Below are 23,330 nucleotides of genomic sequence, written 5' to 3' on the forward strand. Positions count from 1 at the left end.
GGTGTGTAGTCGTAATTGATGACAGCCCCTAGTTAAAACGTTGGAACCTTCACTCAGTCATAATCCGTGTCAGTATGAATACCTTCAAGAAAACGGTCGGCTATCTGGGTCTCGTCTTAAGCGTGAGCGTCTGTGTGGGAACGCTTGGGATGCTTTTCTTGGCACCAAGCCCACCCAAAGAAGCTGTTCGGTTTGAGGGGTTTGCTGCTGACAATACAAGCATGGTGATGCGAAACGGCTCTCTAGAATTAACTGAAGGCGGATCGCTGTCAACGAACCAACCGCTTGTCTGGCAGCTTCGCAACATGGTTTTAGGAACTTATTTCGTCTTCACACTGCTTGCTTCCGTCCTCCTGCTACGCCAATCAACGTCTTCACTCAAGTAGGAATACGAAAACGTTTCATCCCCCATCTTCTTCATGCCTCCCCTCTTTCACCTTTCCTTCCCGGTCAGCAATATTCCTCAGACAAAAACCTTCTACGCTGGTGGTTTGGGCTGTGGCGTTGGGCGCGAAAATTCAGAGTCCGTCATTCTCGATCTGTACGGGCATCAACTCGTTGCCCATGTGGTACATGAGCCGCTGACACCCCAAAAAGGCATCTACCCCAGACACTTTGGGCTAATTTTTACCGCAGAAGCCGAGTGGGAAGCGTTGTTAGAGCGATCGCGCCAGCACAACCTGACCTTCTACCAGCAAGCAAAACATCGGTTTCCGGGCTTACCGCTAGAGCATCGCACATTCTTTCTGCAAGACCCGTTTTACAACCTGATGGAGTTTAAGTTTTACCGCCATCCGGAAGCGATTTTTGGGAGCCGTGACTTTACTCAAATTGGGGATGCTGTAGGCGTTTAAAGCTTTTCTCAAAGCGATTCTAGCCCAACCAAATTGGTGTTGCTGCCTTTGAAGAAGACAGAGAACGCACGATCGTTCGTAAGCCAGTAATCCACAGTCGATCTCAAAATATCCAGTGCCACTAACCATTCAGATGAGTCGGCTTGGGCGAAGCGATCGGGCTGGTCGTACAGCAAAACAAGGCGATCGCCCTCCAGCCAGTCGAGGTCTGTGAGGCAATCTTCCAGGGCATCCCAGTTTTGCCCAAAGTAGTCTGGAAAGGACAGAGCGGTTGCGATCGCGTGCAGAAATTCTGCTTTATTGCTGATCCCTGCACCATTTAGAGAGAACAGGCGAGCACCATGCTTCTGGCTCAAGGTGACGAGTTCATCTGTACTGATGGGCGTTTCCAGCGTGTAAAGTCCAGGGCTGGACGTACCCTTGAGGACTGCAATCAAGTTATCCATCGTTACTGCACCCTCACAAACGTGGCGTAGTGGTCGCCAGTATAGTAGATTTCGCCTCCCTGCCCGGTGACAATTCGCCGCGCTCCTCGATGCCTGACTCCTGGCGTTTTCACGGTGTATTCCTGGTAATAGCCTGTCGCTGCCTGCGGTAGCCGTCGCTCTCGATTGCGAAACACCGTTCCGTCTTTGGGGTAGGGATACGGACCACCCCGCCTGATCAGGTTGATGGTTGATCGCGCTTCGGGTGGCAACCGATTGATAGACACAACCGGGATTGACGGAGCATTACGCGCGACGATCGTCGTCTGAGTTTGCGCCATCTGCCCTTGATGTGGTTCTGGTTGTGCCTTGACCTGCCAAACCGTTGTCAATCCAATCAAGGCAAGCATTGCCGCAAAAAAACCGACGTAGCGAAGCATCCGTCTGCTAAAGCGCTGATTCACTGACATGGCGCACTCAACATCGCAAAGAGAAACTGACTGTTGCTAAAATAACCGTGCAAAAGAGCGATCGCCCCATTCCGTAACGTGGCTTCATGTCTCTATGCCAACCCTCGCGCTGACACAATCGCCCAATGTTCTGGGAGAATTGGAGAGGAGCGGCAGTCATCCCAACACAATCGACGAGGGCTTACGCAGAAGAAATTCCCCAAACCGCTTTTAAGGGAGCCTTCGGCATTCTCCCCTTTTTAAGGAGGGTGAGGGGGGATCTAAGTTTAGACCTCAAGTGCGTAAGCCCTAGCTACCCGACTCCGCTTATCACTTTCATCGCTGAAGGCTGACCGCTGAACGCTGACAGCTAATCGCCCTTTTTACTGGAAACATCGAGCATGTCTGAACCCTCTTCGTCCGCATCATCCTTACCCCAAAACTTGAGAAGTCGCACGGTGACTCAGGGAGTCCAGCGATCGCCCAACCGCGCCATGCTGAGAGCCGTGGGCTTTAAGGATGAGGATTTTACGAAGCCGATTATTGGCATTGCCAGTGGGCACAGCACCATTACTCCCTGCAACATGGGCATTGAACCGTTAGCCAAACGGGCAGAAACAGGCATTCGCGGGGCGGGTGGGATGCCCCAGACCTTTGGCACCATTACCGTCAGCGATGGGATCTCGATGGGCACTGAAGGCATGAAGTACTCGCTGGTGTCGCGGGAAGTCATTGCCGACGCGATCGAAACCGCGTGCAGTGCCCAGAGTATGGATGGCGTACTGGCGATCGGCGGCTGCGACAAGAATATGCCGGGTGCGATGCTGGCGATGGCGCGGATGAATATTCCTGCCATCTTTGTCTACGGTGGCACCATTAAGCCGGGTCACTTCAACGGCTGCGATCTCACCGTTGTGAGTTCCTTTGAAGCCGTTGGACAGTACAGCGCAGGCAAAATCCCTGAAGTAGAACTGCTGGCTGTCGAGCGCAATGCCTGTCCGGGTGCAGGTTCCTGCGGTGGGATGTACACCGCCAACACCATGTCGTCGGCATTTGAGGCGATGGGCATGAGCCTGATGTATTCCTCTACAATGGCAGCGGAAGATGCCGAAAAAGCGGATAGTGCCGAGAAGTCTGCCATTGTGCTGCTGGATGCCATTCGACACCAACGCCTACCGCGTCAGATCATTACGCGCCAATCCATCGAGAATGCACTCGCGGTCATCATGGCGATCGGCGGCTCCACGAATGCGGTGCTACACTTCTTGGCGATCGCTCATGAAGCCAACGTCCCCCTCACTCTTGACGACTTTGAAGCCATTCGGGGTCGAGTACCCGTTCTTTGTGATCTCAAACCGTCTGGTCGCTATGTGGCAACTGATCTCCACAAAGCAGGTGGCATTCCCCAGGTTATGAAAATGCTGCTGACACACGGGTTGCTGCATGATGATTGCGTCACCATTACTGGACAAACCATTGCCGAGTTGCTGAAGGATATTCCCGATGAGCCTCGCCCTGATCAGGATGTGATTCGTCCGTGGGACAAGCCACTCTATGCACAAGGCCATCTGGCAATCTTGCGGGGCAACCTGGCTAGTGAAGGAGCTGTCGCCAAAATCACCGGAGTCAAAAATCCTCAAATTACAGGTTCCGCTCGCGTTTTTGAATCTGAAGAAGCTTGTCTCGAAGCAGTTCTGGCAGGCAAAATCAGTGCAGGCGATGTTGTCGTCGTTCGTTATGAGGGTCCCAAAGGTGGACCCGGTATGCGCGAAATGCTGGCACCCACATCTGCCATCATCGGCGCAGGCTTGGGTGATTCAGTCGGGCTGATCACTGACGGACGCTTTTCTGGTGGCACCTACGGGATGGTCGTGGGTCATGTGGCACCCGAAGCCTACGTCGGTGGCACGATCGCCCTGGTACAGGAAGGCGACTCCATCACGATTGATGCCCATGCCCGTCTGCTCCAATTGAATGTTGCCGATGCCGAGATCGATCGTCGTCGTGCTCAGTGGCAGCCGCCCAAACCCCGCTACACAACAGGAGTGTTGGCAAAATACGCCAAGCTTGTCTCCTCCAGTAGCCTTGGTGCGGTCACAGATCTCAACCTGTAGCGGCTGACGGCGGGTAAAGTTCCTTTTGTAGGCATGCTACCCATAACGTCCCTACGAAAAGGTCAACCATCTACATGGCTAGCAGCGATCTCGTCGGCCATGCCGCTCCCTCCTGCATGCGAAGACGGTCTCTCCTCTTGCACGATCGCGACCGTATTTAGGACTGAGCCTTAGAATCATCTCCTTCTAGGGTCAGCCCAGCATCTGTGTCAAAATGAAGTCACCCAACATGAGAGAACTGAAGATTCGTGATTGAGGTAGAAGTCCACCAACAACTCCGAGCTTTTCTGAGAGAGCAAGGAAAGCCCTATTGGTCGCATCATCTAACAATGGCGCGGTTGGTGGCGCGTGCTTTACGCCTGGGTCGCAGTGCACTGATGCAAACAGATGCGCTTTCGCGCTACCACGGACGCTACAGGCTGAGTTACTTGGTTCCAGTACTCATGTGGCAAGGCCCTGTTGTCCTGGTAGCGACTGAAGCAGTGCAGCAGCGGTTGCTCATGGTTGAAATTCCGCAACTGCGTACTTGCATTCAAACATCAAAAGCCATTCGTACTGGCGATCGTATTCCCAGTGCAGACTTTCAAGGGCTGTTATTAACCACACCAGAAGCCTGGTTGAGCGATCGGCTCTATCAGCAAAGGCGCTTTCCAGAGGGGCTGCCAACGATTTTTGATGGTGTGGATGACTTGGAAGCCTGGGCGTTTGATCAGTTGACCACGCATATTCAGCCAGCAGACTGGGATGAGTTGATGCTTGCCTGTCCCAGTCATACGGAAGCCATTCGAGATGCCCGTGTTCAGCTTACAAGCTCCATCTTTCAACGCCCAGCTAATCCCTACGAATGCTGCTTGCTGGAACTCTTTGAGCAAAAGGTGCTGGCAGCGCTCTTCCAAGATTTACACGCTCAAGAATCACAGTCTCAAGACCCACAATCTCAAGACTCACACCGCTCTGCGCCTGAAGCAGAGGCTCAAGCTTTACCAACTGTCTGGGAAAGGTTTGGGCGAGCCTTACAGCTTGATCATCAGCTTCTTTGGGCAGATATTTCGCGTCGTCAGGGGCAATTCACCCTTCACTGTGGCCCCGTTTCCGTTTCAACCGAGTTAGCATCCCTCTGGTCGCAGCAATCGGTCATCCTGATTGGGGGTGCGCTCGATGTCGATGCGGAAGCGACTGTCTACCGTCAACGGTTGGGACTGGATGATCTGACGTGCTTGAAGTTTACGCCCGATCGCCAGGATGAACTCATCCAGCTTTATTTACCTGAGCGGATGCCAATGCCCAATACGCCAGAGTTTCAGTGGGCGCTCATTCGAGAAATGCACTCGTTACTCAGGGTTAGCTCAGGCATGAACGGGCTGACCGTTCTGTTAGTGGATGATGTGCCGCTCAAAGCACAAGTTGGCTCTGCCTTGGCATCAGAGTTTGGTTCGAGAGTGCAGGTTGAGCGTACCTGTTTAGATGACAACGGAGTACTGGTGGCTGGTTGGGAGTTCTGGCGGCAGCATCAAAGCGTTTTGCCTGCACCTCACTTGCTGGCGATCGCCACACTCCCCATTCCCTCACTCGAAAACCCGTTGGTTGCTGGACGAGTCGCTTACTACAAAAAGCTGCGGCAAGATTGGTTTCGCCTGTATCTACTGCCAGAAGCGTTGTCAGAGCTACAGCGCGCGATCGCTCCTGTCCGCGACCATCAAGGGATTGTTGCCTTGCTCGATAGCCGGGTCGTTCACCGCAACTATGGACAGCAAGTCCTGAACGCCCTACATCCCGTCGCACGCCTCAACTATCTTGAACCCAACTTGTTTTCACAGTCAAACTATTCAATTTTAGATTAAGGAGCACTACGCGCCTTATTGCTCAGTGGCAAGTGCCGCATGAATTTGCAAGGCATCAAGGAGAACAGCGATGCGGTTTGCTTCCCAGTAAGGTCAACTTATGTTCCGATTGCTTTAGAAAGATCAAGCAACAATGGGTTGTCTTTCCACTAAAATCAAGAAGTTGAGTGTCGTGTGTGTAACAGTTATGGGCGAATCAAAGCGGCGGAAAGAAGCTTTAGGAGAAAAATACGGTCAAGAAGATCACATTTTTTCATGGTTGCCAATCACAAAAACTCAGGCCAATCAGTTTGTGCAGCTATCAACAAAAGGCGCATGGATTGGCATTGGGGCGCTGATTGCCGTTTGGATTACGATTCGTTTCGTCGGTCCGGCTTTTGGGTGGTGGCAGGTGGATTAGTTGTCAGCAACCAACACAAGCCAATATTTGTTACATTAGTTTAGACTTCAAATGTCTCAAACTAGGGAACTTTTTTAAGCGATTGGAGTCACAGAAGCCATAGCTTCCTGTTTGTGTTCAGCTATGGTTCGCAGAGTGCACTACAAAGGTTAGTGGGCAGACGTAAACTTTTAAGTGAGTGTCTTTCTGAATACTTTCTTTCCTGGCTATTTCGCTAACCTTAAGGCTGGGGTCACCTCTAAGCTGACAAGGGCTGGAAAGTCCTTGCATTCGTGGATTTTAGCTTGTAGGCTGCATCGATTGATAGATATTTCTAACGTTTACAACTGAAACTCTTAAGAAAGTATTAAAAAGGTATAAGGTTAGGTGTGGTGATTGGAGGGCGATCGTGTTCTTAAGACTTGCAGAGCAACACCGTCAGTTTGTACAAGATCTCGTCATGAATCTTCAGGCACTTGCCACCGTGTTGGAGCGCCAAGGCTATCTGGCATCTTGCTATACCTGTGGCGGGCAGATGAATAGCGCCTCGTTTATGGTGAGTCTGGCAGATAACCACCTCATTCGCTTCCTCGTGTCTGATTACGGCATCACCTGGACTGAGATGCGAGACGATCGAGAACTGATGAAGCTAGAAGGCGCAGAAGCCATCAGCCAACTTCAAGAGTTGGCAAATTTGGTGAAATACAAGGTCAAGCCGTCTGACTATCGACCTGCGGTTATTTCAGAAAGCTTTCACTAACGCAAAAGACAAACAGCCTACGCAGCGCTAGATTCAGCGTTTCTAACGGTGGTCTTGGTTGCGCCTCTTTAAATCGCAGCAAAAAGCCGTGGAAAACGCTGATCGTTCTGCTGAAATGACTTCAATCGATCGATCGCTGAAAAGGGAGGGAACAAAGACAACTCTTCGTTCTCTGTGCCTCTGCGGCCATTCCCAATGTTATTTAAGCGTCATTAGATTGTGCAACTCAAATCGCCAGCGCGTTGGGTAAAGCGAAGATTTTCCCGATAATCGACCGGGCAGTCAATTACAGCGGGCACATCTTGTTCCAGTGCCTCTTTCAAAATGGGGATCAAATCTAGGCACGATTCCACGCGATACCCCTTTAAACCCATGCTTTCGGCCAGCTTCACAAAATCAGGGTTGCCAAATTTAATAAAGGCAGAACTGCCGAATTGGTTTTGCTGCTTCCATTCGATTAACCCGTAGCCGCCATCGTTGAAAATTAGCGTGACAAACGGTGTCCCAACCCGTAACGCAGTTTCTAGCTCCTGGCAGTTCATCATAAAGCCGCCATCGCCCGTCACTGCAACCACTCGCCGATCGGGATGCACCAGTTTTGCCGCGATCGCGCCTGGAATCGCGATCCCCATTGCGGCAAACCCATTTGAAATAATGCAGGTGTTGGGCTGCTCGCAGTGATAGTGCCGCGCCATCCACATTTTATGAGCGCCCACATCGGAAATAACGATATCGTCGGGTGCCATGACCTGTCGCAGATCGTAAATTACTTTTTGGGGCTTGATGGGAAAGCCGTCATCTTTAGCATACTGCACGTAATCGTTGCGGATGTCCGTGCGTAACTCTAGAGCGTGGGGATCGGGTTTGTTGACACGATCGGCACGGTACAAAATCTCTCGAAGCGAATCGGAAATATCACCCACCACTTCGGCTACCGGAATATAGCTGCTATCAACCTCAGCGGACATAGCCCCAATGTGAACAATCGGAATCGTGCCATCAGGATTCCATTTTTTGGGTGAATATTCAATTAAATCGTACCCTACGCAAATAATCAGATCGGCGCGATCGAAGCCACAGCTAATATAGTCACGCTGCTGTAACCCCACAGCCCATAACGCTAAGGGATGGGTATAACGAATGACGCCCTTACCCATAAAGCTATTAGCAACCGGAATATTGAGCCGCGTCGCAAATTCCGTCAACGCCTCACTCGCATTGGCCCGAATGGCACCATTGCCTACAAGAATCAGCGGATTTTCTGCCTGAGAAATAAAGTCAGCCGCTTTTTCAATGCTATGAAATGAAGCGTAGGTTTTTTCTTTGTTGTCTTTTACCAACGGCTTACCGGGAGCAGGCATTGCTGCAATATTTTCTGGCAGATCAATATGTACGGCACCTGGTTTTTCGGATTGAGCAATCTTAAACGCTTTGCGGACAATCTCAGGGGTATTGCTGGGACGGACGATTTGGGCATTCCATTTGGTAACGGGAGCAAACATCGCCACCAAATCGAGGTACTGGTGGGACTCAATGTGCATGCGATCGGTACCAACCTGCCCTGTGATAGCGACTAAGGGGGCGCGATCGAGATTCGCATCTGCAACCCCAGTCATTAAATTGGTGGCACCAGGTCCTAAGGTTGAAAGACAAACCCCTGGCTTGCCCGTCAACCGCCCATACACATCGGCCATGAATGCGGCCCCCTGCTCATGACGAGTGGTGATGAACTGAATCGATGAGTGTTTGAGTGCTTCTAGCACGTGCAAATTCTCTTCACCCGGTAGCCCAAAAATGTAGCGCACACCTTCATTTTCTAGGCAGCGTACCAGTAGTTCAGCCGTATTCATCTCTCCCATAGCCGTTACCCCCTTCACAAAAACTAAGTATTCCCTTCACCCCATCGTCATGCGTCTTTCGCGATCGCGAAACCACTTCTCTTTCAGCGCCTTTCTTCGGGATGTTCTCTCCCCTTCTTAACACGATCCAGAAAGGCTCCTATTCTATTTTGTTACAAGGAACACAGTCATGAAAAGGAAAATGTTGCGTATCGCTGATATTACCACCACAGAAAAACGCGGCAGTAAGTAGAGTTACTTAGCCTACTCCCCTGCCCTGCCCTTTAAATGCGAGTAAAAGCGCTCAGCGGTCAGCGGTTAGCTATCAGCTTTTTTCTAAAAACTAACAACCAACTACTCCAACGAAGCCATGCCGAAAGCTTTACAACTCCTTTAGCCCTTTGTCTTCTGCCCTCTGTCTTTCTACTTCACCCACACCGTTTTGATATTCACAAACTCATGAATGCCCTGAATGCTCAATTCACGACCGAAGCCTGATCGCTTGGTGCCGCCAAACGGTAAGCGTGGATCAGATTTCACCATGCTGTTGATAAACACCGAGCCAGCATCAATTTCGTGCGTTAAACGAGTCTGTTCCGCTTCGTCAGTTGTCCAGGCACTGGCTCCCAAACCAAAAGGAGTGCTGTTTGCAAGCTGAATAGCCGCGTCAAGATCAGTTACGCGAAACAGCATGGCTACAGGGCCAAATAGTTCATCTTGAGCGGTGGAGCTATCAACGGGAATCTCCGTCAAAATCGTTGGTGGATAAAAGTTTCCAACGCCATCCAGCGGTCTACCACCAACTAGTACCCGTGCGCCTTGCTGTAAAGCGGTCTGCACCTGCTGATCCAGATCTTTGAGAATGCCAGGAGTCGCTAAAGGCCCAACATCAGTGTCCGGCAACATAGGATCGCCTACTTTAAGTGCCTGATACTTCTCCACCAGCCGAGTTTGAAACTCATCGTAGATTGGGTCTGCCACAATAAAGCGTTTGGCAGCAATGCAGGACTGTCCATTGTTAATCATGCGTGCGGTTACCGCTGTAGCGATCGCCGTTTCTAGATCAGCACTGGGCAGCACAATAAATGGATCACTACCACCCAATTCCAGCACTACTTTTTTAATTTGTTTGCCAGCCGTAGCTGCCAAGCTTGCACCTGCGGGTTCACTACCTGTAAGCGTTGCGGCTTTTACTCGATCGTCCATAACTACTGCTGCCACCTGATCGGCTCCAATCAATAAGGTCTGAAACGCGCCTTTCGGGAAGCCTGCTCGCTGCAAAATGTCTTCGATCGCCAATGCCGACTGCGGCACATTTGATGCATGCTTGAGCAAACCCACATTGCCCGCCATCAGGGCTGGAGCCGCAAAGCGAAACACTTGCCAAAAGGGAAAATTCCAGGGCATGACCGCCAAAACGGTTCCGATCGACTGATAGCAAACAAAGCTTTTACTGGCATCGGTTTCAATGGGCACATCCGCAAGAAACTCAGCCGCACGGTCGGCATAGAAGCGACACACCAGGGCACATTTTTCGACCTCTGCGATCGCGGCTTTCAATGGTTTGCCCATCTCCAGCGTCATGGTTCTGCCAAACGCCTCTTTTTCTGCCTCTAAAATCTTCGCTGCTGCGGTCAACCACTGCGATCGATGCTCAAAATGGGTATGGCGATACTGCTCAAACGTTTGCTGCGCTAACGCCAGTTTGTGCTCAATTTCTGCATCGGTTAACGCATCAAACGCCTTGATAAATTCTCCCGTAGCGGGATTAACGGTTGCAATGCCCATCGTTGTCCTCCAGTTTTAAAGTGCTCCTAATGGTGGCTCATTGTGCCCTACCAGCGATCGTTCTCAATTCACTTGGCTGTACAAAGCCTTGCGGCTAAAAATGTTTCATCAACTAAGGTCTTAGCGGTGTTTGGTGAAAGCGAAGATCAACGTTCGTCGTTGGCAACATCAGCAAGACGAAGGCGAAACAATGGCAGTCAATCTACCTCAAAAATTAAACTAAAATTAAGATTTGCGCTTAGAATTGACTAGAGGAGTAGGGTTATTCACATTTCATGGTGATTTGTTACATCTGCTTAACCTAATCTACCGAAAAATAATCTCTCCGCCAAAGCCCTCTTCGTTTACGTGCCATAACGCCATTTCTTCCACCAGAACGCATGGATTTTTGCCACCTCAACTCGCAATCAACCCACACAACTTCGTGCATTCTTGCAGTGGATGACAATGACGACAATTTGCTACTCGTCACCCAGATTCTCACTCGGAGCGATCGCACCCTGCTCACGGCTCAAACTGGTAGAACAGCGCTGGCTTTAGCCCAGACTTTGCAGCCAAATCTGATTCTGCTCGATATCTTGCTGCCTGACCTCAGCGGGTTTGATGTTCTGCATCGTCTAAGACAACATGTCACCACTGCGCATATTCCCGTCATTGCGGTTACGGCTCTAGCGAGGGTAGACGACTGCCGAAAGCTACTGCAAGCAGGCTGCAACGATTGCATTAGCAAGCCTTACCTATTAGAAGACTTAGAACTCGCCGTAGAGCGCTGGTTAAAGCAAACAACGTTATCGTGCGCCTAGCACCTTGACTACACCAATTGAAGCTTAAAAATCAGGAAGCCTGGAAACTCAAAACGTTGAGCCAACCTGGCTTCGCAGGCGCTTCTTTTTCGCACTGTGCGCTGTTTCTCAGCGCTCTCTTGGTCAAACTAGATCGGTTGGTCACCAGAAGCCTTAGACTGGATGATGCAGTAAATTGTGCATTCAACCCCAACCGAACGACCCGTGCGAAAAATTGTTATTGCTGGCAACTGGAAAATGTATAAAACCCAAGCAGAAGCAATGGAGTTTCTGCAAGGATTTATGCCTCAGCTCAACGACGTTGCAGACGATCGAGAGGTCGTGCTTTGCGTCCCCTTTACGGCGTTAGTCAAGATGTCTCAGTTTTTGCACGGCAGTTTGGTTCGCCTTGGTGCTCAAAACGTTCACTGGGAGACGTCAGGGGCCTATACCGGAGAAGTGGCAGCCCCCATGCTGACTGAGATTGGGGTGCGCTATGTCATCGTCGGGCATAGTGAACGGCGGCAATACTTTGGTGAAACGGATGAAACCGTCAATATGCGCTTACGAACAGCACAGGCGGCTGGTTTGACCCCAATCTTGTGTGTGGGGGAAACCAAGCAACAGCGGGATATTGGTGAAACTGAATCAGTCATTTTTAGCCAGCTTGACAATGGTCTCAAAGAAATTGACCAAACCAATTTGGTGATTGCTTACGAGCCGATTTGGGCGATCGGGACAGGGGATACATGCGCCTCAGCCGAAGCAAATCGTGTCGTTGGTCTCATTCGAAGCAAACTCACCAATCCTGATGTGCCTGTTCAGTATGGTGGTTCTGTCAAGCCCGATAATGCCGACGAAATTTTGCAGCAGCCTGAAATTGATGGGGCTCTTGTAGGGGGGGCCAGTCTCCAACCTGACAGTTTTGCTCGGATTGTCAACTTTTCCGCCGCTTCATAGGCAACCACAACAAAACGGCAAAGAGGCTGCTTGAACCAACGTTCAAGCAGCCTCTTTTGTATGGATGGATCAGCCTACCGTTATTCAAACTTATTAGCTGCTGTCATGGCTGGTTCTACAGCCTCTGGTTGAGTGAGTGACAGCCCGTGGACGGAACGCTCTGGGTTCAAGACTAAGCAATTGCTTTGTCAGTACTGCCGAGCACCATCAGGCGTTTACTTATAAAGCTTTTGTAAATTCAAGGCGATCGCTCTGGGTTGTGACTTCACAGACCTGTAATTGAAAGAGTCATCATTCAAAGCCTTCATGAAGATCGTCAACAGACCTCAAAAACGTCAGGAAATTACCCTACAAGTGATGTAGGTTAACCTAGCATCTGATTCAGGTCACCAGTTTGACCCCGATCTTGTTCCTATACTATCTGCCAAGCCGCAGAAACGATATGCCCCTGCTACTAGCCTGTTGGTTTGTCGCTAAGCTAGCAAGCTTACTGCGCGATCGCATGCTAGAGCAGTCTTAAAGCGGCACAGAATCCTGGCGGATTAACCAAAAAAGGACAAAACGGAACTCTTCAAGATGTTCTTTAGTCCTCAATGGCGGGAACACTATCTAAAAGCAGCCGACCGAAGCCTACTCTTACCCGGAGCAACTGAGACGAGCACTATGCCAGCATCTTCTTTTTACGCTGAAGCAGAATACGACGAACAGCTACATGCCCAGGGCTTTCGACCCGGTGATCCTGATGGAGACCGCGACGACTTTGCAAGCATCGAAATGGAGTACGCTGACGCAGCGAACCTCCAGCGCAGTGTCAGTCGTCGCACAACCGATCTGGTGCGTCTATACCTTCAGGAAATTGGTCGCGTTCGTCTCTTAGGTCGTGACGAGGAAGTCTCGGAGGCTCAGCGAGTCCAACGCTACATGCGCTTACTAGAAATGCGCACAGAAGCCGCTGAAACGGCAGGTGGCTCTATCCAACTCTATGTGCAGTTGGTTGATGCGCACGATCGCCTAGCATCTCACTTGGGCCATCGTCCCTCCTTAGAGCGGTGGGCACTAGAAGGTGGTGTTGCTGTGGCAGACCTCAAACCTGCCCTAGCAGAAGGAAAGCGCCACTGGGCTGAGTTGGCTGGTTTAACCATTGAAGAACTAGACGAGATCCAGTCTGAAGGCGGTCGAGCAAAAGAGCACATGATCAAGGCGAACCTACGCCTGGTAGTTTCGGTTGCCAAAAAATATCAGAATCGTGGACTTGAGCTACTAGATCTGATTCAGGAAGGAACACTGGGCTTGGAGCGCGCGGTTGAGAAGTTTGACCCCACTAAAGGCTATCGGTTTAGTACCTACGCCTACTGGTGGATTCGTCAGGGGATTACCCGTGCGATCGCCACCCAGAGCCGCACGATTCGCCTGCCCGTCCATATCACCGAAAAGCTCAACAAGATCAAGAAAGCGCAGCGCAAAATTTCTCAAGAAAAAGGGCGTACCGCTTCCATCGAAGACATTGCGCTTGAATTGGAAATGACTGCGCCTCAGGTGCGGGAAGTGCTTTTACGAGTGCCGCGATCGGTGTCTCTAGAAACCAAGGTTGGGAAGGAAAAAGACACTGAACTTGGAGACCTTCTGGAAACCGATGATGTGTCGCCAGAAGATACCTTGATGCGAGAAGCGCTTCGCCGCGACCTACAGCAGCTTTTGGCAGATCTAACGACTCGTGAGCGCGATGTGATTCAAATGCGCTTTGGGTTAGGTGACGGACATCCTTACTCACTCGCAGAGATTGGCCGCGCGCTTGACCTGTCGCGGGAACGCGTGCGCCAAATTGAGGCAAAAGCGCTGCAAAAGCTGAGACAACCCAAGCGTCGCAACCGTGTACGTGACTATTTAGAGTCTCTGAGCTAGGGCTAGCTTCATGCCTTAAAGTTAGGTTCATGCCTTGAAACTTGAATCCTCCAGGGTTTTGACGACCTTGGAGGATTGTTTTCTGCACAGTCTGGCTTTTTTCATAATCCGGCTTTTGCATCGTCTAGCTTTCTGCACAGACTGGCGCGAGTTCCACAGTGGCATCTGCTCACATTGAGCTGACCATACTCTGCCTACTGCGACAAATTCTATTGTCGCCTGCGCGATCGCACGCTCCAGACTCAAATCTCTGCTGCTATGCACGATTCTTTTTGGGATCTATTCTCAATAAGACGTGCTACTTGAAAATAAAAGTTTTATTGTGTATTATTCTCATTAATACAGATTTATTGAGAAGAAGACAATGGCAGTTCCCTACACAGCCACTTCACTGAAAGCTGAACTGAATGAAAAGGGTTGGCGACTTACTCCTCAGCGAGAGACAATTTTGCAAGTCTTTCAAAATTTGTCGAAGGGCAACCACCTCAGCGCCGAAGATTTGTACAACCTGCTGAAAGATGATGGAGAAGCGATTAGCCTTTCTACTATCTACCGCACACTTAAATTGATGGCGCGCATGGGCATTCTGCGAGAACTAGAGCTGGCAGAAGGCCATAAGCACTATGAACTCAATCAGCCGTCGTATCACCACCATCACTTAATTTGCGTTCGCTGCAATAAAACGATCGAGTTTAAGAGCGATTCGATTCTTAAAGTGGGGGTCAAAACCGCACAGAAGGAAGGCTATCACTTGTTAGACTGTCAGCTTACCATCCATGCGGTGTGTCCTGTCTGCCAGCGATCGCTATTGCCCATGTAACCTGTGCTATGTAGCAGCAGGTATGGAGCATGATCAGAAACTAGAAGTAGCGTACCTGAGCATCTAGCCTGTTGGCCCGTAAAAGTGCTGCTCTTGCTTCAGCAATTCCCTTCTCTGCAAACGCACCTGCCCAAACATAGCGACCCAGGTTAGAAGAGGTATAAACGGCTCTAGGCTCAAACCGCTGGACTTGCCATAAAGTGGTGCTGCTTTTTGCTGGCACGACAACGACATAACGGTTGTTAACACCAGCGACGGGACGGTTAGCAATTGGAGAGATATAGTCACCGTTGCTATAAGATGGATTGCCTGGATCAACGGATGGAGACGGATAACCTATATTGGTACCGTTAGAAAGAGCACTGCGAGTGGCCGAACCAACGATGCCATCAGCAGATAGACCGTTAGAGGCTTGAAAGCTGCGGACAGCACGATCGGTTGCTGAGCCAAAAACGCCATCGACCGTGATGTCGTAGCCCAGGTTTCTCAACTGTTGTTGGATAGCTCTCACATCAGCGCCAGTACTGCCGCGCCGTAAGCCGCCACTATAGCTAATGGGGCGATAGTTGCTTCCCGATACAGCGTATGGCTGTCCTCTGAGCGCACGCTGCGTCGCTGGGCCCGCAACACCATCGACAGCCAAACCGCGTGATGCCTGAAATCGTCTGACTGCACTTTCAGTGAGGGTGCTGTAAACCCCAGTGGAACTGCGATTGAAGTAGCCTGCCGATCTCAACCGATTTTGCAGGGTGGTCACAGAAGGGCCACGATCGCCAACCTGAAGTGCTGAAGCGTGTCCTGCGACTGCCAGAATTGCAGCAGGAACAAGCAATTGCAGCATGAGTAAGCTAGCTTGACCAGACAGCTGCTTCACGTTGAAGCGATCAAAAGACAGTGCCAGGTCCGTTGCTTCGGGATCTTCATAGGCACACGCAGTATGCAGGTAGGCAAAAGTTTCCATAGGTTCCCCACAACAATTAGTTAGCTAGTCTACAAACAAGAGTTGGACGTTAATGTTAATAAAAATCTTAGCTTTATTAATCCACAAAGGGAAGTATTAGCGAAAAGTTGCATGGTAGTTCGCTAAGGATCGCGGATTCAATAACTTCGACAAATTAGATGCTCTGTAGGGGGTGCACGGGCGTGCGCCCGTACTTCAAGATCACGCTTTAATTAATTCTCGCCCCTAAGATATGTTTGAGAGGTGATGTGGATGTTTGATGCCATACTCTTTTTTGAGCTTCAAACTGTTGCTTAAAATGCTTCTGGAGCGAATGAACCGATTGCCGAACATCGCTTTCTCTGCACTCATTGCTGATAGGTTGCTGAGCATCTCACAGCTACAGCAGCGTTCAGGTCACGTTTCAGGCAGAGGAATGAATACTTTTCTTATTCGACTGCTGCTCAGCATAGTGGATGAGGGTCCGTCTGTAGTCAGAAAGCATGGCGTGTCGCTAGTTTTGCCCACTGGTGCAAGCCGCAATGTTACGATTAACCCCCTCTGGCCCATTGGGTACCCAACCAACGCGAGGAAGGCCTGCAAGACCGATGTATTTGACACGAATCCAGCGTCGGCCACCACCGTCTTGTAAATCGGTTGCTTTACCAGAGAATCTCACAATGGCCGCTTTTGTAGGCCCATCTGTTTGATTAGAGTTGCCTACATACTGAAAGATGCCATTTGCTGTATTTCGTGCGACTAACCCAGCGTTTAGATCGGCGTAAGCTGGGCCATCTGATGCGACGCTCCGTAACCGCCGACAATATTGAGGATTGGTATCAAGATCTACAGGTAAACCCCCATCAGGGGCTCCACCGCAATTTGAGACCAGTGTGTTGGTGGCAATCCATCCCAACTGAGGAGCTTTAATCTGAACAACGTCAGTACCAAAGATGCCTGTGAGCGTGACACTAGAATTTTCCAGGACGGTACCGATCGCGCCTGTCAACGTGGAGGTTGTGTAAATGGTCAGTGGAGTCGTTGTCCCACGGCAGGTATCAATTTGGTCTGCGCGTTCTGTCAGCGTCGGGGTATTCTGTGCCAATAGCAACGGTAAAAAGGAGAAGGCAAAGAGAAGGAAACTGGTACAGCTTGCCACTGTGCCCAATCCCTTTACCATTGCTACCAAGGTTATCATGTGTTTTTCACCCCGCTTGCTAAGTGCCTCTAACGTACCTTCAAATGGGGGCGTCGTTTAGCGTGAGCGATCGGCGACAGATGGAGCAGACGCTGAAGCGAGCAGGCGTGATTGTAGTGAATGGGTTCCAGGTAGCATTTGACCAACGAAATACAGTGGGTGTTCTTCACGATCGCGCACAAGTGACACACTCAGCAAGCACCAGATGGTATGACCGTCTTTGTGCCGATAGCGCTTTTCAAGATGATAGTAAGACAGTTCTCCAGACAGAAGCTTTTGTGCACAGGCCAGTGTCAGGGGCAGATCATCTGGGTGGGTCAGTTCTGCAAACGTCAGTGCCAGCAATTCTGCTTCGCTGTAACCTAGCATTTGACACAGCGATGCATTGACCTGCAAGAACTGTCCCTGCGGAGACGTCAGGCACATACTGACGGCGGTGGTATCGAAAGCATTGCGAAACCGTTGCTCACTTTGACGCAGTGCTTCTTCTGCTTGCTTGCGCTCTGTAATATCCAGCGTTGTGCCAAACATACGGATGTACGTTCCCTGTTCGTCAAACAGTGGCATACCTCTCACTTCAACGTACCGAATGGAGCCATCAGAACGGACAATGCGGAGATCTCGCTCGTAGGCTTTACGGGTGGTAATGGCTTGAGAGACTAAATCGATCAGGGCGGCGCGATCGTCTGCATGGATAAACTGTAAGGTTTCCACAGGGCTAGGTATGGGCTGCTGAGGATCAAGCCCATGAATCTGGAACAATTCTTCTGACCACCGCGTGGTTTGCGCAATGACATCAAATTCCCAACTGCCGATATGTGCAACCCGTTGGGCTTCGCGTAACGTTGCCTCACTATGGCGCAAGGCGGCCTCTGCCTGCTTACGTTCGGCTTCAAGGCGCATTGTGGTGGTTATATCGACATCTACAACTGTTGCAATCCAGCCTTGCAGAGTTTCGTCCCACCGAGCCGTGGCATAGCCAGATAGCCACCGCAATGTACCATCCTTGTGCCGGAAGCGGTATTGAGCGATCATTGTCTGCTGGTTCTGCAGCCGCTTGGGGTTACAAACCAGCACTCGATCCAAATCTTCTGGTAGCACCAAACTGAGCCAGAGAGTTTGATCTGCCATAAAGGCTTCGGGAGAGTAACCAAACACGGTTTCGCACCCCTTAGACCAATAGTCGTAATGCCATGAGCCATCCGGGAAGATATGAATGCTGGTGATGGAGGCGATCGCGCTAATGAGAATATCGTTTAGCTTTGTTTCAGAGCGTTGCAGTGCTAGTTCTAGCTGCTTTCGTAGCGTGATCTCACGGTAGATACAGAGCAATCGCTTCTGTCCTTCTAGCTCCAGCACCTCTGCCGAAACCAGGACAGTTCTCAATTGCCCTTGCTTATTGCGATAATCGATTTCGATCTCGCGGACGCGATTTTGTGTTTGCAGTACTTGCTCAAAGTGCGCTATCTGTTCAGGGGCAACGATGAGCTTGAGACTGACGCTATTCTGACCGATCACCTCCTCACGAGAGTAGCCAGTAAACTCCAGAAAGCGGACATTGACATCAAGGTAACGGCGTTCTGGCAGCGTCATAATGGCAATGGCATCTGGGCTAGCACGAAAGACCTTTGTGAACTTTGCTTCTGACTCTTGCAGCGCCGTTATCACTTGATCAAATGATTTTTGCAGATGCTCTGCCATTTGGTTAAAAGAGTGCCCTAACACTTCTAATTCGGCAATCTTGCTTGTGGCATCAATGGGGTGGTTCCACTCTCCCAAGGCCAGTTCACGGCTAGCGCGACTTAGGCGGAGAATCGGTTTGGCGATCCAGGAGGCGGTTACCCAACTCAGCGCGATCGCAGCAGTCAAGGCTCCAATGCAGAGCCAGAGCGTTACACGATGATTGCTGGCGATCGCGTCTCGTAGGTCAGCCTCTGGCACCACAACGACGGCTAGCCAACCCAGTTCTTGGTCACGCCCTAGCGGCTCGATGTGTACAAAGTAGCGCTGATGATCGACCTCAAAACTGAGGTGCTGCCTGTCTTGGATGCGATCGAACCCGCCAAACTGCTCCACAATTGAGGAGGCTGCTTGCTCCGTCAACGTATCGTAACTTCTGTCTGCGCGCAACCGTTGGTAAGCAAGTTCTGAAGGTGGGTTACTCGTCTTTGCAGGCGCTAGCAGCGCTGAGCGTTGGTCTGAGAGTCTCAGTTGCCGAAAGGGGCGATCGCCGTTGGAATTGGCGATGAGCAGCCCATGTTGATCAACAATAAACGCCTGTCCGGTTTTAGCGATTTTTAAGCTTCTGAGTTCGTTACTCAACGTGGTCAGCGAGATCGAAGACGCTAAAACGCCCTGAAATCTGTCAAGGTGATCATATAGTGACTGAAAATTAATGGCTGTTAGCATCGGTTGCTCAGACGTTGACAGCTCTAAAGCCAAGCGCCAAAGCGGTTTCCGAGAGCTTTTCGCGGCTAGATACCACGAATCTAAAGCCAAAGCCTTCTGGCGTTTAAGTGTATCAATGGAAGGCGGTGATTCTACTGTCGGAATGTTGCCCAAGTAACGGTTCAGCACGTCATCGCTCGTACCGTTGTGGACGATGACAGACATTAAACCATGTTGCTTTTCCACAGCAAACAGCAGGCGACGCTCATCCACAAAGGCGATCGCATTCGGTTGATCAAAGCGCCTTAGCTGTTGTTCAAACAACTGCTGCAAAGCGACACGATCGCGACGGGTAAAAGCATCAAACTGGATGACCGCTGCCGTACTGCGAGACATTTCCGCTGAAGCCCGTATATCTCCCATGAGGTTCTGGTCAATGCAATGACCAACCTCTCCTGCCAGTTGACTGGCAAGGTGATTACTCATCTGCTGTCCATGACGGTAGGAGAAATAGCCCACTCCCCCAACAGCAACGATCGTCTGCATGACAAACGGCACTACCAGTACAGCAAGCAGTGGAATCTTTTGTCGAGGGTAACGAGGTAAAGACGGCGTTGAAGGTCGCAATTTTAGATAAAAGAGCGTAATTTTGTCCTAGAGCAATTCTGTCTTAGAGTGACCCTGTCCTAAAGACTGAGACGACGCTAACTCGTAAAAGTTTAAGACAACTATACTCAATCAGCCACTGTACTTTACTTGAGCCAGTACCAAACCCGCCAAAATGCCGAATACTTCAAGCAGAAGCCGCCAATCAACTGCTTCTTAGCCGCTGCTGAAGCTAGGGGTCGCTTGAGTTGCAAGCGCTTGAGGCCAAGGATAGTATCCAACTGCTCAATGCTGGTGACACAACGCCGGGGGTTGCTTTAGGGACGGTTTAGGGCTAGTGTCTTGTTTGGCCTTGCTTCCATCAGAGCAATTGTAGTGATGAGTCTGAATGGTTGGCCGTCTCATCGGCTCTGCATTATCTTCTCTATAAATTGGGAAGTAGAAACAAATTGGGACGTAAAACCTCACCGGGACGTAAAGCGCTCGAACGTGATGCCACAAGCTTTTGAGCCAGAGGCGAGATGGTTGCAGGCACGATCGCCTTGGCTATGAGTGAGCGACTGAAAATCCTGCACTACTTTATGAGACCAAAACGGCTCTGGACTATGGTTACATTGAGACTTAAGGTTGCTTAACTGCTATTCAAACGCTTATGTTGCGTCATTATTTACCCAGATTTTTGCAGAAAGTGCTTCAAGGTAATCGCGCAATGGCGATCGCAGAGCCTACCTCCTTGCCTGCTGAAGGGGTGCACCCTGTTTCGGATCTGTCTGCGACCGAAGGTTCTGCGATTGAGCAGATTATTCCAAAAATTCGCCCCTACAGCATGGTGCCAAACTTGGGGCTTGAGTATCTGGTTCAGGCTGTTCAGTCTGTGATAGGGCAGCAAATTCCCGGAGACTTTGTGGAATGCGGTGTTTGGAAAGGTGGCTGTGCTGCTGCCATGAGACTGACTGAAAATTTATTACAGCCTCAATCGCCCCGGTTGTTGCACTTGTTTGATAGTTTTGAGGGTCTGCCGCCTGTGCAGTCAATCGATGGCCCCCTGGCCCGTCGCTGGCAAGAAGACGTGAATAGCCCTGGATATTTTGATAACTGTACAGCCTCACTAGAATTAGTCCAGCAGAACTTTCACCAGCTTGGGATTTTAAACTCTACTGTGAAATTTTATAAAGGCTGGTTTGAAACAACAGTGCCTCAGTTTGTGCAACAAAATCCTGAAAGCAAGATTGCCATCCTTCGGCTTGATGGTGACTGGTATGAGTCAACAAAGGTATGCCTGGAAAACCTGTATCCGCTGGTTTCTGAAAACGGTATTATCATCATTGATGATTATTACTATTGGGATGGTTGCGCCCTTGCAGTGCATGAGTATTTAGGTAAGCAGGGCTTAAACCATCGCATTCGTTCAATCGCCGATTTTTCATCAGCTTATATGATCAAGCAAGCGCATCGTGAGGTTTAAGAGTTTAAATTAATGGAAGATTTTCATTATTATCTGAACCCTCATCCTCAAGAGCGCCATTATATTGCCCGTTCGACTATCATCGCGGCTTTAAAGAAATTGGCACCGACCGTTAAAGGGCGCATGATCGACATTGGTAGTGGGCCGCTGCGTGGGTATGAAGACTTGTTCAAAGCCTATGTTAGTGAATATCTTTGCATCGATCGTCCGTCTGTCGAAAACGTGGATATTGGTGCAGATTGCTACAACATTCCGCTACCCAATGCGTCAGTTGACACGATTCTCTCTACCCAAGTATTGGAGCATTTGGTTACACCTGATCGCATGCTCAAAGAATCCTACCGTTTACTAAAAGCTGGCGGTAGCCTAATTTTGACTGCTCCAATGGTGTGGGGTTTGCACGAAGAACCGTTTGACTTTTACCGATACACAGAACATGGGCTGCGCTCCTTGCTCGAACAAGCTGGATACGTTGATATTGCAATCCATCCGCTTGAAGGACTTTTTGCCGTCTTATTGCAAATGTTCATCGACGAGTATCATGTGGGCTGGTCAACTAAAAATCAACGCCTTGCCACTTTAATGACTGGAGCGTTAAATCGACTCGCCTTGTGGCTTGAGCTAATGTTTCCCACGCGACGACTATGCTTGACCTATCTTGCGGTTGCTACAAAGCCAGCAGAAGATTCTAGAGACCGTTCTAGTCTTTTCCTGCCCTCACAAGTGATCAGTGAAATGCCCCGATCGAACAATACCAGTCAACTATCCCCTCTTTCTGACCAAAGGATTGATAAGACCATGCTTGTGGAAGAACTGAGTGAGCAATCAGAGCCATCAACGCCAATTAGTGAACTTGACTTCACGGGAGAGCGATATATTCCAGCCTTAGCGGGGGTAGACCTGTCGTTGTGGAATGTGGATCACATGGTTCGGTATGCGTTCGTATCTGCCTTTATTAAAGACAAGCGAGTGCTAGACATCTCCTGTGGCAGCGGTTACGGTTCGCGCTATCTGGCACTTCAAGGAGCACAGCAAGTCGTTGGGGTTGATGTTGATGAACGTTCCATTCAATTTGCCTCTAAGTTTTACCAGCATCCAGCCGTAAGTTTTATTCAGTCCGATGCGCATGCTATACAATCCTTAAAAGACGCTTCGTTTGATGTGATTGTGTCGTTTGAGACCATTGAGCATTTACAAAACCCCAGACAATTTCTTTTGGAGCTGCGGCGACTGCTCAAACCCGATGGTCAACTTTTCATCTCCTGCCCTAACGACTACCGCGTCTCTCCTGGAGTAAGCGAGTTTCATCTTCATAAGTTTAGATTTATAGAATTTCGAGATTTGTATTTGTCTATTTTTTCTGAGGGCGTTTTTGTAGGGCAACATTTAACGGTTGCTAGTTGCATCATGAAGCCCTATGCTCCTGGCTTGAAAGATGTACAGTTTGGAGCACATCATCAACCGTTACCGTCCGATTTTTTCACCAGCCAATACTTAGAGCATCTTTCCTCGATTGAAAACGCTGACAATTATATCGCAGTGCTTAATGTTGACGAGTCTTTGATTGGGAACCAGGCCAGTATTTCTCAACAGGCTTACCAGGTACTCATGCAAGAACTCTGCAATGTCAGTGCGGCAAGAGTAGAGTTAGAGCGGTTGCGTAGTCAGTTGCAGTCCGTTGAGGCTACCCTAGTGCACTCAAACGCGATGCATGCTCTCGCTAATGAACGAATACAAGCTATGGAAAGTAGTAAGTTCTGGCAACTCAGGAAGCTATGGTTTTGGCTCAAGCGAAAAACCAAACTTGGCAGCAACGGTTGA

19 protein-coding genes are annotated in these 23,330 nt (G+C 50.0%); 12 read left to right on the forward strand and 7 right to left on the reverse strand.

Annotated elements, in window-relative coordinates; genetic code table 11:
• Positions 1–74: 74 nt before the first annotated feature.
• Positions 75–386, forward strand: coding sequence for a hypothetical protein (locus tag AC5JLP_RS33900; RefSeq protein WP_496072289.1), 312 nt, complete (start codon positions 75–77; stop codon positions 384–386).
• Between the two features lie 33 nt (positions 387–419).
• Positions 420–854 (forward strand): VOC family protein, encoded by a 435-nt coding sequence (locus AC5JLP_RS33905; RefSeq protein ID WP_496072290.1) that lies wholly within the window; start codon positions 420–422, stop codon positions 852–854.
• Between the two features lie 8 nt (positions 855–862).
• Here AC5JLP_RS33905 and AC5JLP_RS33910 read toward each other — a convergent pair whose 3' ends face one another.
• Both AC5JLP_RS33910 and AC5JLP_RS33915 read right to left on the reverse strand, forming a co-directional pair.
• Complete coding sequence (locus tag AC5JLP_RS33910) at positions 863–1,300, reverse strand: barstar family protein (protein ID WP_496072291.1); 438 nt, start codon at positions 1,298–1,300, stop codon at positions 863–865.
• A gap of 2 nt (positions 1,301–1,302) precedes the next feature.
• Positions 1,303–1,749: a guanyl-specific ribonuclease gene (locus AC5JLP_RS33915; RefSeq protein ID WP_496072292.1), complete on the reverse strand. Its 447-nt coding sequence runs from the start codon at positions 1,747–1,749 to the stop codon at positions 1,303–1,305.
• 380 nt (positions 1,750–2,129) lie between these two features.
• Here AC5JLP_RS33915 and ilvD point away from each other — a divergent pair, with 380 nt between their 5' ends.
• From ilvD to AC5JLP_RS33935, 4 genes are all read left to right on the forward strand, one after another.
• A complete protein-coding gene (ilvD, locus tag AC5JLP_RS33920) occupies positions 2,130–3,842 on the forward strand; it encodes a dihydroxy-acid dehydratase (RefSeq protein ID WP_496072293.1) in 1,713 nt (570 codons plus the stop codon).
• 248 nt (positions 3,843–4,090) lie between these two features.
• Positions 4,091–5,683 (forward strand): ATP-dependent DNA helicase, encoded by a 1,593-nt coding sequence (locus AC5JLP_RS33925; protein WP_496072294.1) that lies wholly within the window; start codon positions 4,091–4,093, stop codon positions 5,681–5,683.
• Positions 5,684–5,870: 187 nt separating this feature from the next.
• Positions 5,871–6,083 carry a DUF2839 domain-containing protein gene (locus AC5JLP_RS33930; RefSeq protein WP_496072295.1) on the forward strand — a complete coding sequence of 71 codons (213 nt, stop codon included), beginning with the start codon at positions 5,871–5,873 and terminating at the stop codon, positions 6,081–6,083.
• Between the two features lie 388 nt (positions 6,084–6,471).
• The gene (locus AC5JLP_RS33935; RefSeq protein WP_496072296.1) at positions 6,472–6,822 is read left to right on the forward strand and encodes a DUF1815 family protein; all 351 of its coding nucleotides are present in this window, start codon (positions 6,472–6,474) and stop codon (positions 6,820–6,822) included.
• Positions 6,823–7,034: 212 nt separating this feature from the next.
• Here the strand turns inward: AC5JLP_RS33935 and AC5JLP_RS33940 are convergent, their stop codons facing one another.
• Both AC5JLP_RS33940 and AC5JLP_RS33945 read right to left on the reverse strand, forming a co-directional pair.
• Complete coding sequence (locus AC5JLP_RS33940; protein WP_496072297.1) at positions 7,035–8,681, reverse strand: acetolactate synthase large subunit; 1,647 nt, start codon at positions 8,679–8,681, stop codon at positions 7,035–7,037.
• A gap of 402 nt (positions 8,682–9,083) precedes the next feature.
• A complete protein-coding gene (locus AC5JLP_RS33945; protein WP_496072298.1) occupies positions 9,084–10,448 on the reverse strand; it encodes an NAD-dependent succinate-semialdehyde dehydrogenase in 1,365 nt (454 codons plus the stop codon).
• A 437-nt stretch (positions 10,449–10,885) separates the two neighbouring features.
• On the opposite strand from AC5JLP_RS33945, the gene AC5JLP_RS33950 reads away from it, so the two are divergent.
• The 4 genes from AC5JLP_RS33950 to AC5JLP_RS33965 all read left to right on the forward strand — a co-directional run bounded on the left by AC5JLP_RS33950 (position 10,886) and on the right by AC5JLP_RS33965 (position 14,912).
• Positions 10,886–11,251, forward strand: a complete 366-nt coding sequence (locus AC5JLP_RS33950) for a response regulator (RefSeq protein WP_496072299.1) — start codon at positions 10,886–10,888, stop codon at positions 11,249–11,251.
• Positions 11,252–11,455: 204 nt separating this feature from the next.
• The gene (tpiA, locus tag AC5JLP_RS33955) at positions 11,456–12,190 is read left to right on the forward strand and encodes a triose-phosphate isomerase (protein WP_496072300.1); all 735 of its coding nucleotides are present in this window, start codon (positions 11,456–11,458) and stop codon (positions 12,188–12,190) included.
• A gap of 663 nt (positions 12,191–12,853) precedes the next feature.
• Positions 12,854–14,092, forward strand: coding sequence for an RNA polymerase sigma factor SigC (gene sigC, locus AC5JLP_RS33960; RefSeq protein WP_496072301.1), 1,239 nt, complete (start codon positions 12,854–12,856; stop codon positions 14,090–14,092).
• Between the two features lie 364 nt (positions 14,093–14,456).
• Positions 14,457–14,912, forward strand: a complete 456-nt coding sequence (locus AC5JLP_RS33965) for a Fur family transcriptional regulator (protein WP_496072302.1) — start codon at positions 14,457–14,459, stop codon at positions 14,910–14,912.
• Between the two features lie 40 nt (positions 14,913–14,952).
• On the opposite strand, the gene AC5JLP_RS33970 is transcribed toward AC5JLP_RS33965, so the two are convergent.
• From AC5JLP_RS33970 to AC5JLP_RS33980, 3 genes are all read right to left on the reverse strand, one after another.
• Positions 14,953–15,873, reverse strand: coding sequence for a peptidoglycan-binding domain-containing protein (locus AC5JLP_RS33970; protein WP_496072303.1), 921 nt, complete (start codon positions 15,871–15,873; stop codon positions 14,953–14,955).
• A gap of 493 nt (positions 15,874–16,366) precedes the next feature.
• Positions 16,367–17,050 carry a hypothetical protein gene (locus AC5JLP_RS33975; protein ID WP_496072304.1) on the reverse strand — a complete coding sequence of 228 codons (684 nt, stop codon included), beginning with the start codon at positions 17,048–17,050 and terminating at the stop codon, positions 16,367–16,369.
• 57 nt (positions 17,051–17,107) lie between these two features.
• Positions 17,108–20,065 (reverse strand): PAS domain S-box protein, encoded by a 2,958-nt coding sequence (locus AC5JLP_RS33980; RefSeq protein ID WP_496072305.1) that lies wholly within the window; start codon positions 20,063–20,065, stop codon positions 17,108–17,110.
• A 631-nt stretch (positions 20,066–20,696) separates the two neighbouring features.
• Between AC5JLP_RS33980 and AC5JLP_RS33985 the strand changes: the two genes are divergently transcribed.
• On the forward strand, positions 20,697–21,509 hold the full coding sequence (locus AC5JLP_RS33985; protein ID WP_496072306.1) for a TylF/MycF/NovP-related O-methyltransferase: 813 nt from the start codon (positions 20,697–20,699) through the stop codon (positions 21,507–21,509).
• 12 nt (positions 21,510–21,521) lie between these two features.
• Positions 21,522–23,330, forward strand: a complete 1,809-nt coding sequence (locus AC5JLP_RS33990; protein WP_496072307.1) for a methyltransferase domain-containing protein — start codon at positions 21,522–21,524, stop codon at positions 23,328–23,330.

Source organism: Stenomitos rutilans (assembly GCF_059505485.1).

Bases quoted from the DNA above. Each gene is read 5' to 3' on its own strand.
- AC5JLP_RS33900 (WP_496072289.1), top strand. From the start codon at position 75: ATGAATACCTTCAAGAAAACGGTCGGCTATCTGGGTCTCGTCTTAAGC.
- AC5JLP_RS33905 (WP_496072290.1), top strand. From the start codon at position 420: ATGCCTCCCCTCTTTCACCTTTCCTTCCCGGTCAGCAATATTCCTCAG.
- AC5JLP_RS33910 (WP_496072291.1), bottom strand. From the start codon at position 1,300: ATGGATAACTTGATTGCAGTCCTCAAGGGTACGTCCAGCCCTGGACTT.
- AC5JLP_RS33915 (WP_496072292.1), bottom strand. From the start codon at position 1,749: ATGTCAGTGAATCAGCGCTTTAGCAGACGGATGCTTCGCTACGTCGGT.
- ilvD (WP_496072293.1), top strand. From the start codon at position 2,130: ATGTCTGAACCCTCTTCGTCCGCATCATCCTTACCCCAAAACTTGAGA.
- AC5JLP_RS33930 (WP_496072295.1), top strand. From the start codon at position 5,871: ATGGGCGAATCAAAGCGGCGGAAAGAAGCTTTAGGAGAAAAATACGGT.
- AC5JLP_RS33940 (WP_496072297.1), bottom strand. From the start codon at position 8,681: ATGGGAGAGATGAATACGGCTGAACTACTGGTACGCTGCCTAGAAAAT.
- AC5JLP_RS33945 (WP_496072298.1), bottom strand. From the start codon at position 10,448: ATGGGCATTGCAACCGTTAATCCCGCTACGGGAGAATTTATCAAGGCG.
- sigC (WP_496072301.1), top strand. From the start codon at position 12,854: ATGCCAGCATCTTCTTTTTACGCTGAAGCAGAATACGACGAACAGCTA.
- AC5JLP_RS33965 (WP_496072302.1), top strand. From the start codon at position 14,457: ATGGCAGTTCCCTACACAGCCACTTCACTGAAAGCTGAACTGAATGAA.
- AC5JLP_RS33970 (WP_496072303.1), bottom strand. From the start codon at position 15,873: ATGGAAACTTTTGCCTACCTGCATACTGCGTGTGCCTATGAAGATCCC.
- AC5JLP_RS33975 (WP_496072304.1), bottom strand. From the start codon at position 17,050: ATGATAACCTTGGTAGCAATGGTAAAGGGATTGGGCACAGTGGCAAGC.
- AC5JLP_RS33985 (WP_496072306.1), top strand. From the start codon at position 20,697: ATGTTGCGTCATTATTTACCCAGATTTTTGCAGAAAGTGCTTCAAGGT.
- AC5JLP_RS33990 (WP_496072307.1), top strand. From the start codon at position 21,522: ATGGAAGATTTTCATTATTATCTGAACCCTCATCCTCAAGAGCGCCAT.